Source organism: Stieleria tagensis, from assembly GCF_024129865.1.
In the GTDB taxonomy this organism is placed as follows: domain Bacteria; phylum Planctomycetota; class Planctomycetia; order Pirellulales; family Pirellulaceae; genus Stieleria; species Stieleria tagensis.
In genome coordinates this window covers 70,023-85,372 of the sequence record NZ_JAMYFE010000076.1, presented here as the reverse complement: position 1 = coordinate 85,372, position 15,350 = coordinate 70,023, and the positions used below count along the sequence as shown (strand labels likewise).

Sequence of the window (15,350 nt, the reverse complement as noted above, 5' to 3'; positions counted from 1 at the left end):
TGCGACGACACGGTTTTGTCTGATTTCATTTTCTCTTGCCCCACGTCTTGCTGATGACAGTCGTTTTCGAGCGACCCTACGAATTTGTGCCGCCGATTCGTAGTACCGTTTGGCCGTGGTTGGTCCAACGTTTGAGAATCTATGACCGCTATTTGGCCAAGAAAGAAGGTGTCGTCGACTACGAATTGCGCGAAACCGATCTGCTAAAGGCTTCGCTGGACGCCGGTCACAGCGTGCTTCTGGCGCCCAATCATTGCCGCTATGCCGATCCGCTGGTGATGGGTTGGTTGGCGCGACGCTTGGGCATTCATGTGCACGCGATGGCGTCTTGGCATTTGTTTAACGAAGGCTGGTTGGATGCGTTTGCGATTCGTCGCATGGGAGCATTCAGTATTTTTCGCGAAGGCAATGATCGGCAATCGTTGGAAACTGCGATTGAGATTTTGATCGACGGGGCGCGGCCCCTGATTGTTTTTCCCGAGGGCACCACCAATCGCACCAATGACCAGCTGAAACCGTTGCTTGATGGCGTCGCATTCATCGCCCGGACGGCTGCCAAACGACGCGCCAAACGATTTGCCGACGATGCGACACGGGCCACCGCGGGCAGTGGCAAAGTCGTCATCCATCCGATCGGAATCAAGTATCTGTGCATGGACCCGGTCGAGCCCTGGGCCAATGCTCAGCTGGATGAATTCGAGCGGCGTTTGGGTTGGCATCGGATGCCCCCGCGTGACACCCGCCAGCGGACCGTTCGTTTGGCCGAAGCGATGTTGTCGCTCAAGGAAATTCAGTACACCGGTTCGACCAGCCAAGGTGATCTGCCGAATCGACGGGACAGATTGATCGAAACCCTGTTGTCGTCGACCGAAGCCGAAATGGGGCTTCACTCGTCATCGTCCGAAGTCCGCGAACGCGTCCGACAGATTCGTTCGAAGGTGTCCGCATTGTATTTCCAGTCCGACCAAAGTCCGCCGATCCGTGACAAGATGCATCGCTACGTTGACGCCGCGGATTTCGCCCAAGACCTTGCGTCGTATCCCGATAGCTACCTGATTGATGGCCAAGCCACGGACACGCGAATTGTGGAAACCATTCAGCGAATGCAGGAATCGATCAACGGAAAAGCTAACAACTCGATGCGATTGAAAGCCGTGATCGAAGTGGCTCCGGCGATCGAGGTCGACACCGCTCGGCCACCCAAAGGCGTTCGCGACCCGTTGATGCAGACACTCGATGATGAACTGACAAAGTTGATCAACAAACTTTCGTCCGAAGCCAAACCCATCGGTCCCTCGCTGCAGTAGTTGACGCCGGGGGCTTCACTGCCCACAGTCCCAGTGGATCGGCAATGTGACGGATTGTTGCGATTGATCCATGTCGGTCTTGGCGGTGAAAAGGATCTGTTCCTGCGGCTTGCGGCCCTCTGAATGCTCTGCCGCGCTGACTTGGTAAAAGGCCATGGTCGCACCGCGCTGCAACAGCGTGATCGTCGCCGAAGATTGATTCTCAATACCAACGATCATCTCTGCCGACAGGCCTTGCAGTTCAACAATCCGCATGCCCCTGGATCCCTCGCACAACGTGCACGATTTTGGTTTCAGCGTCAGTCCTTCTTCGCCGGCAAAGGTCACGTTGACCGAAAGCGGCGTTTCGATTTCTTTCAGATGTAGTTTGACGACAAACGGCTCGCGATCCGCCGCGTCCAACTGTAAACGTATTTCATACGCCGGGATCCAACCGGCGTACGGTATGCCGTCGAGTTCGATTTCCCCATCTGGTTGGACCGCAATTGTTTCGGTTTGGACACGCGGATTGCTGCACTCGATGTCCTGGATCTCGATCGGATCTGCCGCCAGTCCACCCACCCAAAATCGAAGTGGTTCCGCGCGGCCGCTTTCGGGCACGGACAAAAAGGTGGGATAGACGCGCGGTTTATGGGGTGCGGTGTAGGCAAAGGTTGTGACCCTGTCGTGCGGATCAGGGTCGGTGTATTGAACGGCGACTCGAACCTGCTGTTTCCCTTCCGCATGTTCGGTGTCAATCTGCACGTTCAGTGGGAGTGATTGGCCGGGGGCAACCGGATGGGGAAATTCAATCTGTTGCCCGCTGGCCAGTGTCACGGCAGTGCAATCGCAACTGGTCGAAATGGCCGAAATGGAGATCGGGGTGGATTGGTTGTTGGTCACCGTCAACACGCCCTTGAGTATTTGCCCCGGATTGATCAACTGAAAATCTTGCCGGTCCGCGGTGAAGCTTACCTGGCCGCTTGCCCAGGGGGCGTTCCTGCCGGCTTGTGATGCCACCAGCAGGAACACCGCGGCAGCAGCGGACAGGAGTAGGATCAATGCCAGGAGAGGACGTTGGATACGTCCACACCGGAAGCATTGATTCGCTTGGTCGGTACCGTCGGACTGGAAGTCCTTTGTACGCACAGCGGTCCATCCTAAGATAAAAAGTTGACGGAGTACTAGTATTCTACCGCAGCTCAATTTCCGGGTGGAGTGGATGTGTAGGTGACGCTGGGGACGTCGATTGTATTACTGCAGGATTTCACCCGGGGCTCGTTGATATTATTTGACGATCAACGCCTGGGGCTGACGTCACCAGGCTACCGACTCCCGTCGCTCCGCGACTCAATCACGCGTGTTCCCCGCCGGCTCTCAATCGCGGAGCGATGTCATTCACTGGATTGTTTTCCTTGATGCAAACGTCAGTAATACCAAGCTGCGGCGGAAGACTAGGGTTCCCACAGGCTCAGACGCTGGTTGATCGGCAGCTGGCGCATCGATTGGACATTGCCGCTTGGCCAGTGGATGATCAGTTGATCGACCTGGTCATGGTCGCCCAGTCCAATGTGCAGCACGGGCTGGTTGCTGCACATGTATCCGTCCCCGCCGGTCACCCATGCGGACAGAGTTTCGTCATCGACGATGATTTCTGCGACGGCGCCCACGGCATTTCGATCACTTGTCGTGCCGATCAATTCCAGCTGAATCCAGTTTCCCGCGTCGGTGTCGTTTTTTAGTAACGCGACGTTGGCGTCCAAGTGGTTGGCCAGTAAATCGACTCGTCCGTCGCCGTCGAAATCGGCTTGGGCCAACGTTCGGCCCAGTCGTGGTGTATTGAAATAGGGCGGCTGGTCGGTCGCCGTTTGCTCACGGAAACCGATCTTTGAACCGCGAAACAATTGCGGCCGCATGCGATAGGCAATGCCCTGGTGTTGGTAGTCATACAGATGGCCGTTCAGCACGCACAGGTCTTGCCAACCGTCGTTGTCCAGATCAGCCGCTTGCAGGCCAAACCCCAGCACCGACCGACTGGGCACGTCGACACCCCGTCGCATCGCGTCGTCGACAAACGCCCCCGGACGCCGTTGCAAAAATAAATTCAACGGTTCTTTGTGGAAATTACTGACCGCTAAATCCAATCGCCCGTCATGATCAAAATCGGCGGAGGCGATCCCCATGCAGGCCTCGCTGATTCCCGACGATCCGATCGCACAGCCACGGATCCCAGCCGCTTCGATCAATCCGCCGCCGGCGGAGGTGTCGAGTGTGGTTTGCCAAAAATGATTCAGGTCACCGTCGTTGCTGATAAACACTTCGTTGCCTGGGCGATCGTCAAAGTTCGCGATCACCAAACCAAAACCATAACCGGCGGGAACGTCGCCCTGGACGAGAGTGTCGGAGACGACAAAACGGCCATCGGCGGTGCCTTTTAGGAATCGGTCTTTGGCAGCGCGGAAACTTTGTGGGACACAGGCGATCACCGTGCCCTGGCATTTTTGTTGAAACACCCGTGGATCATCGACATAGTTGACTTCAACCAGATCCGGTAAACCATCGCCGTCCAGGTCTCCGGCGCCGACGCTGCTGGTCCAATTCGTGATCGCGGGGAAGTGACTTGACGTGACGTCACGAAACGTCCCGTCGCCTTGATTGATCAGCATTTGATTACGACCGATGTTGGCGATGATCAGATCAACGAATCCGTCTTGGTTCAAATCACTGGCGCAGACCCCCTGGCCGAAATCACACGCGTCGACACCGGCCGCGACGGGCACTCGCTGGAACACCAGTTCGCTGGTTTGCCGGTACAATTCGTTGGGTTGCGAATCGCCAGGGCGGTTGGGGTCACCGCCGGACTGCACCACAAACACATCGCTGGACCCATCGCGGTCAAAATCCAATGCGGCCAGTCCACCACCGTTGGCTTGATGCAGATAGAAATCGATTGTTTCGGTGTTGTAGCCGCTGACAAACGCTGTCTGAATCCCCGCTTCGGATGCCACATCACGCAGACGCAAGGGAGTTTGATTGGCCGACGGAGGATCCAAGGACGCGTTCAGTGTGGGGGCTTGATTTCCCGCGTCTGGGAATTGCTGGGGCAACGGATAGTCGGTCGGTTCGAATCCCAGCAACTTCTTGGTTCGCGCGACGCGAATTTGTTGGGGATCGGAACGTGATTCCCACTGTCGCACCGCCGCCGCTCGGCGAGCGAGCGAACGAGGGTCAAAATTTTGCGGGTCGGATAGTTGTCCGGCCACCTGGTACCAGCCGAGGGCTTCCCAGGGTCGTAGCAGCGATTCGAGAGTGGTGCCGATTTCATAGGCGTCGGCTGCATCGGCCACGCCGGATTTGCGAAACACCGTGTCCAATTTCGCCAGTGCCGTTTGGATCGTCCCGGCTCGTGCGTCTTGTCCGATATCCGTCAGTGCTGTTGCGATCAATCGAAGCACTTTGCGGTCGGTGGGATCGATCTGGATGGCTTGGACCAGTGGTCCCAAACTCGCTTGCGAGCGACCGTGGTGTTGTTGCCATGTCCCCACGGCGGCCCAGTAGTCGGATTGTGCGTCGATGCCATCGGGAACGTTTGCCAACCAGTTTTGATAGGCAGCATCACGTTTGGTCTCGGCCAGGATCCGCCCTCGCAGGGCACTGGCGCTGGGGTGTGACTGCAGTGTTGATGGCATGCCGTCCAGATATTCGAGTGCGGCATCAGGGTCGGTTTCGGCGATGTAACTTTGTCGCGCCGCGCCGAGTGCAAACAGTCCCGGATCCGCAGTGGACAGCCAACGGTCAAAGGAGACCAGTTGGAAGGGCCCGGAAACATCGATCAAACTGAGGACCTCGCGGGCGTCGGCCGCACCCATTCGCAGCAGTCGTCGAACACTTTCACTGGCTTCCTGGCGACGGCCTTGTGAGGACAGCAGTCGGGCCAGGTAGCGATGGCCCGTGGCGCGATCGGCAAACTGTTCGGCCATTCCGCGCGCGACCGATTCAGCCGCGTCCCAGTTTCCGGCTTCGAGATTCGAAAAGTAGGCTTTTTCCAGCCCGGCAAATGCGTCGGGGGATCGAGAATCCTGGTCGACACCTTGGGACGCCGCTATTGCAGTTTGGCCGATCGATGACGGCAACGCATTGGGCGTGCTCGCTTGTGATGACAATCGCGAGTCGGTGGCGCGGCGGTCGGTCGAACTTTCGACGGTTTGATCGTTGTCTTGGCAGCCGACGATCAGCAAAACCAGGGGCAGTGAACCCAGCAGGCACCCGGCTAGCGACCGCTGAATCGTTGCACGCCAAAATGCCGCCATGAAAATCTCTGGTCCTTCTCGACTACGCAGAATCGATTGTCCGCTACCTTTGGCTGTGCACGCCTACCGTGCGCAGTGTCATCCAGTGTAGCATTCTTTCCCCATCCCTTGTCTCCATCCAACCCTTGCTGATGCCTCTCGTTCGCGATCTTGCCGCTCTGCTTGCGCTGCAATGTTTGTTGTTGATTGCAACGCTTGCGATCGGACCTGGGAACATGGCGGACATCCGCGTGCAGCTTGCGTGGACCGGATTTTTGTTGCTCGGATGGACAATCGCCCCTCGCTGGATCGGAAACCACACGTCCTGGCTACGCCGCTATTGGGCGGCGGCGCTCACCTCGATCGCAGTGCACGGTTGGATCGTTGCCGTGGGTGGCTGGATCGGAATTTCGATGAACGCCTATCTGATGCTGTGGGCAGCGGCGATCGTGATGGGGATGATCGATCGTTGGCGTGTGCTGCGGCATCGTCTGCTGCCGCAGATTCGCTTTCCCGCTGCACACGGCTGGATCGTGTTGGCATTGGTGTTGTTTGTGGTCTGTGTCTATCGGACGCCACGTTCCAACGACATTCACCAGTTCATGCTACAGCAACAGGATATGTTGGCCCAGCAAACACTGCGTGTCACAACCATCGGCATGTCGGCAATGGGCGTCGACCAGGTGATGCCGCGGTGGAACGCACACTACTGGCACTTGGTGCCCTGTTTGCTGGCGCATTGCAGTGGTGTCGCGGTCGACCAGGTGTTGTTGCGCTACGCAACGATTCCGGTCGCGATGACAGTGTTGTTGTGTTTGTTGGAATCGATTCGCTCGCTGACCAGACGGCGGGCATCGTATGCGGTGGTGTTGTTGGCAATTCTAGGTCCTGTGGTGCTGTGGTATCGCAACTACACGGCGTTCAACTACTCCTTTCGCATCACGAACAATCTGCTGTTGGACAAAGATTTTGCGTTGTTCTTTCTGTTGCCGTCGGTGGCCTGTTTGACGGCCGGTTGGATTCGCGGCCGTTCGCGCTATTTGATACCGCTGTTGGGCCTGTTCCCCGCCATTGTTCGATTTCATCCGCTGACCGCCGTTTACCTGCTGTTGTTGGCGATCCCCGTGCTGGTGCTGGCCATGCCACAAGACCGCCGGCAATGTCGCCGCGCGGCGGGCGCGCTGGCCGCGGCATTGGGGTTGTTTGTGATGGTGATCGCGATCGGCGACGCACAAAGCAATCATCAGCAGATTCAGGACATCATCCGTTTGGACTACGATCAATCGCTGGAGGGGCGCCCGCTGCACTACTGGGTGGGTTTCTACAACACCATTGCTGGCAGTGGATTGCCCAGCGACACGACCGCATGGACGGCCGGACGGTTGCACCTGAAGAAGTCGTTGTTGCTCGGTTGCGGGCTGTTGGCAATGCTGCCTGTCGCGCTGATTGCGATTGCGATTCGGTGGGTGGGTTGCGCCCACGGGCCGGGGCTTGGACGCGTGTTTGTGTCCGGTTTGATCTCGCTGCTGATGCTAGGCGGCATGTGGTGGGTGTCGGCGGAATTTTTGACACGTTTTCCACATTACACCGCCGGCTATGAACGCCTGCACTGGTTTGCCTATCCGATTGCGTTGACCGTGGTCGCGATGATGTTTGCGATCTGGATTCCTCGGCGGATTCGCCGCGTCGTGGGACTCGGGATTTTATGGTGGATCGTTTTCGCCGCTGGCATGGCGCGTTTCGAACGGCGATCGCCATTGGTGTTGGTGCGCGGATTGAACAGTATGTTGGATGCCGAATCCGATGCCATGCAGCTGCGACGCAAAGAATCGGATCTGGTGTCTTGGCGTCGAACGCTAGCCGACATGCGACCCGACTATCTGAATCACGACGATCGCGTGTTGTTGCTCGATGGTGAAACGACGCGGCATTATTGGTTGATCCGGCAGGGCGTTTTTTGGTCGGACCCCTACGTCGAAGCCTTTGCCTGGTTCCACCGCGGGGATGGGTTTCTGGCGGATCGACGACGGGTCTATGGATTGATGGATCGTGTCGACGTGGCAGAGGTCCGCCAGTGGATCAGTGACAAGGGGATTTCGATCGTGGTCGATGGCCGTGACGGCGCCGACGCATTCATCAATCGATGGGAGCAAGAGCATGGGGTGCAGTTGCATCCGGTCCGTCCCGGCGTTTGGAGGATCCGGTAGGCCAGGTGCAGCGTGGCGCCCTTGCCAGTGAGTCTATGGGGCGCTACCAATACAGCATGCCAATACCTACGAGTCGCCGCCGTTTTGCCACGTATCGAGAAACGGTTCGCCAACGAATCGCCTCCAACGAACCTCCGCCGCGCCACCGCGGCCCAGACCGTCCCGCGCAAAAGTTGGGGACCCGCGAGCGTGGGTTTTGGGAACTGATTCGTGAATTTTGGAGGCTGATTGGCCCGCATCAGCGGCAAATTGTGGTCGCACTGTTGTTTTTGACGATTGCGATCGGATTGCGTTTGGTGCCACCGGTGGGCACCAAATTAGCCATCGATTGTGTCCTGACCGATCCACCCAAACCATTGCCGACGTGGCTCGATTCGTTTGCCGTGCCGAGCGACAAGATGCTGCGGTTGGTGTGGATCGCGGTCACGGTGGTGGTCGTCACCCTGTTGGGGACCATCGTGCATTTGTTCAGCCGCTGGACGGCGACCAAAGCCGTCAACCAGACTCAAATCACAGTGCGTCGTCGCGTGTTCGAGCATGCGATTCGATTGCCGCTGGGTCAGGTTTACGATCTGAAATCCGGTGGGGTGGCCAGCCTGATCCGCGAGGATGCCGGCGGTGTCGCCGAGTTGATTTTTTCGATGCTGTACAACCCTTGGCGGGCGGTGGTGCAGTTTGTCGGCAGCTTGGTCATCCTGATGTTCGTCGATTGGAAACTGATGGTCGGCGGGTTGTTGCTGTTGCCGATCGTCTGGGCGACCCATCGGACCTGGATCAATCGGATCCGCCCGCTGTATCGCGATATCCGCAAACAACGACAACGAATCGACGCAGGAGCCACCGAGACGTTTGGTGGGATTCGCGTTGTGCGAACGTTTTCACGGTCCCGCAACGAGTCGTCCAAGTTTGTTCGCGAAGGCGGATTTTTGGTCCGCCAGCAACTGTATACCTGGTGGTGGACGCGAATCATCGAAACGATCTGGGAGGTCATTATCCCGTTGGCTTCCACCGGATTGTTGCTCTACGGCGGCTACCAAATCATCCACGGCGGACTGACGTTGGGTGACATGATGATGTTCCTGGTGTACCTGACGATGTTGTTGGACCCGTTGGCCACCTTGGCCGGTAGCGCCGTTGGGTTCCAAAACAACCTTGCCGGGTTGGATCGGATTCTGGACGTGATGGAAGTCGAAAGCGAATTGCCGACGCGTCCGGACGCGGTTCACGTCAGTAAAACGACAGCGGGGGGCGAGATCAAGATTCGTGATCTATCGTTCCGCTATCCGGGCACCGAGACCAACGTGCTGGACGGGATCAATCTTGATGTTTCGCCCGGCCAGACGGTTGCCTTGGTCGGTCGCAGTGGTGCCGGGAAAACAACGCTGACCAATTTGATCGCTCGGTTTTACGATCCCGGTGCCGGCAGCATCCAGTTGGATGGGCGTGATCTGCGCGACATCAATTTGGAAAGCTATCGCAGTCTATTGGGGATGGTGGAACAGGAGGTGTTCTTGTTTGACGGTACGATTGCCGACAACATCGCCTATGCACGACGGGACTGTACCGAATCGGAGTTGATCGCGGCCGCCCAAGCTGCGGCGGCACATGAATTCATCGAAAAACTGCCAGAAGGATACGACAGCATCATCGGTGAACGCGGCGTCAAACTGTCCGGCGGTCAACGGCAGCGACTGGCGATTGCCCGAGCGATTTTGGCCGACCCCAAAATTCTGATCCTGGACGAAGCGACCAGCAATCTGGACAGCGAAAGCGAACAATTGATTCAGCAATCACTCGAAGAATTATTGCAAGACCGCACGGCGTTTGTGATCGCACACCGATTGAGCACGATTCGCGGGGCCGACAAGATTGTTGTCATGGAAGATGGCCGCGTGATCGAAGTCGGCACGCACGAAGAATTGCTGGCCGACGGCGGTCGCTATCAATCGATGGTGAATCTACAAATGGCCTCGCCCGAGCGGGCCAGCCGATAAACGGCTGGCCGAAAGCGCGAGGCGCCGGGTCACTGTGGCGATTCAGACCTAACGCAGGTTGGAACTGCTGCTGCGTCGGCTGACGCGTTCGCTGCGTTTGTTCAAAAACTGAGTCGCTTCTTCGGAAACCAGCACGGTTTCGCCCGAGCGGATCTCGGTGCGGAAGCGATGATGGCCTTCCGATTCCGCTTCGGCGATCACGCGGATCCGGACTTCGCCACCGGCGCGAATCGAAGTGATCGGATCAAACAGAACTTGACCGGTCAGGACTTGACCGCTGTGACCTTCGATGCGTCGTGGTTCGATGCCGTTACTGAATTGTGCAATGGCGCGGACCTCTTTGGCTTGACGACTGCCACGGTTTTTGATCACGATTTCATAGATCACTTCCGAACCCACCGGCGCGGGTGCGGCGGGGTCTTGAATGGTCATCACCAAGTCGGCGATCGATTCGACTTGCGTGTCGAGCGCGACCGCTGTCTTGCCAGCCGCTGATCCATGGGCGTCGAACGCGAACGTTTGCTTGCCGGGCGAGATCATCGCACACTTGAATTCGTAGTCGCGGGTCGCACCCGGCGGCAGCGATTCGATTTCCCAGGTCAGTTTGGAGACACGTTGTTTGGCGGATTCGATGCCGCCGATGTAGCGAATGCCTGGCGGCAAGGCCAAACTGGCTTCGATGTTTTTACAGGTCGCGGTGCCGGTGTTGGTGACTTCCAGATGGAACATGGCATCGGTGTTCTGATACTTCAATTCAGGACCGGCAAACACGGCTTCGAGTTGGGCGGCTGAGACACGGATGGATTTTTCTGCCTCGGCTTTCAAATCCAAGTCGCCGGAAGCGAGACCATGGATTTTCAGATCACCCAAATCTTGAGCGGTGAGTTCGACTTCGAACTGGGCTTCTTTGCCGCTGGGAATGTCGCCGATGCGTTGGGTTTGGGGCGTCGACGAATTCGGGCTTAGCGTGAACACGACGTTGGGGGCGATGCCATCACCGGGGTTCAATACACGCACTTTGTAAGTTTGCGATTGGCCATAGACGACTTCTTCGGGCCCTTCGATTTGCAGGTCCAATTTTGGTTCGCGGACTTCGATCCGGGCGATGCTCTTTTGCGGCACGAGCGTCCAATCGACGTCCAATCCGTGGGTTCCGCTGCGATTCGCTTGAAGCCGAACCAGCATACGTTCGGTCGTTCCGGCCGGCAGCGATTCCAATGTCCATACCAAGCGATCATTGCTTTCGAAAGGCTTGCTTTCGACTTCGCCACGCGAAGTGCTTTGTCCACGGACATCCGCCCAGTTGGGCACCAAGGCACGAATCATGACGCCCGAGGCGTCGATCGAACCACGGTTTTCGACGCGGATTTCAAATTCATGGTTTTGTCGGATCGTCACGCTGCTCGGTCCGTGGGTGACAACACGGATGCCGGGCAATTCCGAGGCAACAGCGGTTTGACCGACGGCCAATTCGTTGCCACCCAAGCGTCGCGACAATTCACGCTGTGCCGACGGTTCCGGGCCAAAGGGTGTGGCGCCAAATGCGTCAGCACGCGATGCCGCGGATGCCCGCGAAGCGATCGAGGGTGCCGGTGGATGCACCGCGGCCGGTGGCAGGTGCTGCGCAGCCGAGGTGGGGGCGGAGGCGTGAGGCGTTCCCAGGGTGTTGTTTGCAGCCCTGTAAGGATCGCGAAACGCAGGGGTTTGTGCGATCCGTGATGCCGGTGCAGTCGGCGCGGTCTCGGATTCCGTTTCAGGTTGTGTTTCAACAATGCCCGATCCAATGGGCGATTGAGAATTATCCGTTCCCGCCGAGGGTTGGAATGCTTCGGCCGGCGGCCCACTGCGGAATCCAGCGACGCTGCCGGTGGTGCCCAGTCGAGGCGTCCCCGGAACCGGTGCTGGCGTGGCGGCGTTGGGTGCCGGCAGCGGTGCGGCTTCCGGCGACGTCATCGACTGCGGTGTGGCCGCGAGGGAGTTGGCGCGGAAATGATCGGCTTGGTCGCTTGCAGCAACCGATTCGGCCGGCAGTGCTTCAGCCGGCAGTGACGCGGCCGGCAGTGACGGCTCGGCGATGGTGTTGTCGGTCGATTCGGCTGGGATAGCGGCGGCAGGTTTCGGTTGCGATTTGACAGCCACGTCAGCGGCGGGCGTCGGTTGGGGCTCCGGCTCAGCCGACTCGGTTTGAGTGGTCGCCGGTGTTGTTTCTGCAACGGCTTCTGGTTCTGGCTTGATCCGCCGGCGAGAAACCTTGGGGACCAAATCGTCGTTGCTATGATCGCTATCGATCGATTCCGGTTGGGCCGCAGCGACTTCGGAAGCGTGCAGTGTGGGGACGTCGCGTCGCCCCGAACGTCGACTGCTCGAGAGCGGCGACAGGACCGGTTCATCGTTGCGAGTGATTCGACTGGAGACGACTTTGGCCGGCACCGCGCGTCGGCTGGATGCTTCGGCCAAGCTTGGTGGTGTGGGGACAGCCGACGGTGGGTTTTGCAGAGCCGCCGGGCGCGACAATTGCGGCGTCGCTCGCTGCGGCATCAACCGTGAATCGCTGGTGATTCGCGTTTCACCGGGACCGGGGTCACGGATCGGCGTTTTGGTTTGAGACGGCGTGTGCGACCGAGCTTGATGATAGGGAATGCCCTGCCAATCCACCGTTGCCGGCGTACGTGACGCAGGCGTCGCAGGCTGATCCGCTTGTTTTTTGCCTCCGAACAAGCTGCCCAGCAATCCGCTACTCGTTCCAGCGGTTTGCATGACCTGGGATCGACTCTCGACATCCGCGGTTTGGCCGACCGGCCGCAAATTCACTGCGTTTTGCACTTCGCTATGCTGCTGGTCGGCTTGTGCCGCGACGGGTGGCTGGCCGGTCGGCTGGCTGGCGGCTTGGCGTGAAACGTCACCGGGGCTGGCGGCCAAAATCGGGCTGGCCAGCAGGGCGACGATCAATGTGTGAGCTGCGAAGTGTCGGAAGTGTCCGCGAAGCATGCGTCCATCTCGTGAAGTGCGTAAAGAGAGCCTGTCTCTCACCGTATCGGAACGCGGCACGATACAGTTGAGTAGAATTTTCCGGTTGTGCGGGATTGCCCGGTTTTCGGTGTCGTCCGGATCGACGATTCAGTTTCACGGCACGCCCTGTTTCACGCCTTCTGTCCCACGTACGTAGTCACTGCATATGTTTCTCCGATTCTCTCTTGCATCTGTCCGGCTTCCTGTCTTCTGTCTGGGGTGGATCATGTCCAGTTTGCTGCCCGCCACTGTTGGTGCAGAAACCATCGATGTTTGGTTCGGCACGTCCACGCCACGCAACGGACTAAGCAAAGGCATCTATCACGCCAGCTTCGATACCGATTCGGGCAAGCTGAGCGAATCCAAATTGGCCGCCGAAATTTCCGGTCCAGGGTTCTTGGCCAAACACCCCAACGGAGAACTGTTGTATGCCGCCGCCAGCGACAACGGGCATCCGGCGATCGTCGCCTATCGAATTCACGGTGGGCAGGGCCAGGCCACACTGGTCAAGGACAGCAGTGTGCCGATCGATGATGGCGGTGCGGCCCATGTCTCGGTCAGCCGAGACGGCAAAGTCGTCTTGTCGGCGCAGTATGGAACCGGTTCGACCGCGTGTTTTTCATTGGACGAACAAGGCGGCGTGCTCGAACGAACGGATCTGCAGAAACATCCCGCCGGGTCAGGCGTCGTCGACGGACGCCAGGAAACGGCCCATGCGCATTGGACCGGGACTTCGCCTGACAATCGATTCGTTTTTGTCCCCGATTTGGGAATGGACAAAGTCGTGATCTACAAACTGGACACTCATAGCGCCACCTTGGAACCGCACGGCCACGGCATTTGCCCACCCGGTGCCGGGCCGCGTCACATGAAGTTTCATCCCAATGGGAAAACCATCTATGTGCTGAATGAATTGGCATTGTCCGTGACGGTGTTCGACTACGACGCTCAAGCCGGGACGATGACCGCGATTCAAACCATCGAAACCTTGCCCGAATCGGTCAAATCCAAAGAGGTCTTCAATAGCGCCTCGGAGATCCGTGTGCATCCGAGCGGCAAATTTGTTTATGCGGCCAATCGTGGCAACGACACCATCACCGCGTTTTCAGTCGATTCCGAGAGCGGGGAATTGACGCTGGTGGAAGTCGAACCGATTCGGGGGGCTTGGCCACGTAATTTCAGCTTGGATCCGACCGGCAAGTGGCTGTTGGCAGCCGGACAGAAAACCAATTCGATTTCGGTTTTCAGAATCGATCCGAACACTGGCGAATTGCAGTTCACGCGGGAATCGGTTTTCGTACCGCAATCGATCTGCGTGCTGTTCTAAAAAGGGGCATCAGCCGCGCGGGGCACCACGGTCGGGGTGGGATCGGGTGTTACCGCACGGGCGGTCGATCGTTTGCCTTGTGTCGCGGCGGGCCGGATTGTTCGAGTGCGTCGCCGTGATGGGGACTCTCTCTCGAATTGTGGCTGCCGAAAACCCAATCTGGTCGTTCTGCTTCCAACAAATTGGCCGTCCAAGCGGACTTGGGAACGCCGGGGATCAACCGTTCGGGCACACGAGTTTGCTGGCTGCGGGCGTGCTAAAGATCGGGAAATCAGCTTGTTTTCAGTTCCATCCGGAGTTTTCCAAGTCAGGTCGGCCACGCTCATCCGGAGTTTGGCACGCCATTCGCGAATGAGGTTGATTCGATCGGGTCAGTGAAGTTCGCTACCCCATCGAAATCGAAATACAAGCCTTGGGAGAGTCTCATGTTAGGTTGGGCATTAACGTTTTTGGTCATCGCATTGATCGCCGGTGTACTTGGTTTTGGTGGCCTCGCTGCGGGAGCCGCTGGTATCGCAAAGATCCTGTTCTTTGTGTTCCTGGTGCTATTCGTGCTCAGCCTGATCTTCGGTCGTCGTGGACCGGTGGTCTAAAGGGTGAACGCGGGCAGTCATCGCGAGGCAAATCAGTTGATCAACGACAACATCAAGTCTCGCAGTGGCGCGGTCAGCCATGCCAAAGCGGCGCAGTTGGTCAACACGATCAACAGAAAGTCGATTTGGAACGACAGCTTCTTTGTCTTGTGACGGAAGAACTCCTGGCCGACCAGCGCGCCCGGCCATCCGCCGAGTAGTTCCACCAAATGCAACGTCGCCTCGGACGTTCGCCAACGTCCGTTCCGTGCCGCCGATTTGTCTTCGCCGTACATCACGAATGCGATCAGACTGGTGACCAGATACACCGCCAAGACTGCCGGGTGAACCAGTTTCATCAGCACCAGGCCGACAACGACCATTAAGAAGCTGCCTGCGACGACTACACTGAAGCTCAGCAGCCCCGATTGTGATTGTCCGACTGCAGCAGCGGCCCCGGCAAAGCTGACTCGGACGGCTTGTAGTCTGCCGTCTCGCCCCGGTCTGGTCTGGTAGTCCAGCTGATCGCCTTGGATCGGGCGTCGCCGAGAGCGAGAGAACGAACTGATGTGAACGAACACGTCTTCGCCGCCGCCGGCGGGTTGAATGAATCCAAATCCTCGTTCGTCATTCCATCGCACCAGCGTTCCTTGCACTTGCATCCGT

Annotated in this window: 9 protein-coding genes; 5 read left to right on the top strand and 4 right to left on the bottom strand. The window is 58.1% G+C overall.

Features of this window, described 5'->3' with window-relative positions; genetic code table 11:
- Nucleotides 1-53 precede the first annotated feature (53 nt).
- A complete protein-coding gene (locus NHH03_RS18665; RefSeq protein ID WP_253158506.1) occupies nt 54-1,307 on the top strand; it encodes a lysophospholipid acyltransferase family protein in 1,254 nt (417 codons plus the stop codon).
- A 15-nt stretch (nt 1,308-1,322) separates the two neighbouring features.
- On the opposite strand, the gene NHH03_RS18660 is transcribed toward NHH03_RS18665, so the two are convergent.
- A complete protein-coding gene (locus tag NHH03_RS18660; protein ID WP_253158505.1) occupies nt 1,323-2,435 on the bottom strand; it encodes a DUF1573 domain-containing protein in 1,113 nt (370 codons plus the stop codon).
- A gap of 305 nt (nt 2,436-2,740) precedes the next feature.
- Complete coding sequence (locus NHH03_RS18655) at nt 2,741-5,596, bottom strand: FG-GAP-like repeat-containing protein (RefSeq protein WP_253158504.1); 2,856 nt, start codon at nt 5,594-5,596, stop codon at nt 2,741-2,743.
- Nucleotides 5,597-5,727: 131 nt separating this feature from the next.
- Here NHH03_RS18655 and NHH03_RS18650 point away from each other — a divergent pair, with 131 nt between their 5' ends.
- Together NHH03_RS18650 and NHH03_RS18645 are read left to right on the top strand one after the other, a co-directional pair.
- The gene (locus tag NHH03_RS18650; protein WP_253158503.1) at nt 5,728-7,782 is read left to right on the top strand and encodes a hypothetical protein; all 2,055 of its coding nucleotides are present in this window, start codon (nt 5,728-5,730) and stop codon (nt 7,780-7,782) included.
- A 56-nt stretch (nt 7,783-7,838) separates the two neighbouring features.
- The gene (locus NHH03_RS18645) at nt 7,839-9,776 is read left to right on the top strand and encodes an ABC transporter ATP-binding protein (RefSeq protein WP_253158502.1); all 1,938 of its coding nucleotides are present in this window, start codon (nt 7,839-7,841) and stop codon (nt 9,774-9,776) included.
- A gap of 48 nt (nt 9,777-9,824) precedes the next feature.
- Here the strand turns inward: NHH03_RS18645 and NHH03_RS18640 are convergent, their stop codons facing one another.
- Nucleotides 9,825-12,764: a hypothetical protein gene (locus NHH03_RS18640; RefSeq protein ID WP_253158501.1), complete on the bottom strand. Its 2,940-nt coding sequence runs from the start codon at nt 12,762-12,764 to the stop codon at nt 9,825-9,827.
- A gap of 247 nt (nt 12,765-13,011) precedes the next feature.
- On the opposite strand from NHH03_RS18640, the gene NHH03_RS18635 reads away from it, so the two are divergent.
- Nucleotides 13,012-14,112 (top strand): lactonase family protein, encoded by a 1,101-nt coding sequence (locus NHH03_RS18635; RefSeq protein ID WP_253158500.1) that lies wholly within the window; start codon nt 13,012-13,014, stop codon nt 14,110-14,112.
- A gap of 425 nt (nt 14,113-14,537) precedes the next feature.
- A complete protein-coding gene (locus NHH03_RS18630) occupies nt 14,538-14,705 on the top strand; it encodes a DUF1328 family protein (RefSeq protein WP_253158499.1) in 168 nt (55 codons plus the stop codon).
- 32 nt (nt 14,706-14,737) lie between these two features.
- On the opposite strand, the gene NHH03_RS28225 is transcribed toward NHH03_RS18630, so the two are convergent.
- Nucleotides 14,738-15,346, bottom strand: coding sequence for a cold shock and DUF1294 domain-containing protein (locus NHH03_RS28225; RefSeq protein WP_315861469.1), 609 nt, complete (start codon nt 15,344-15,346; stop codon nt 14,738-14,740).
- Between the last annotated feature and the right edge of the window lie 4 nt (nt 15,347-15,350).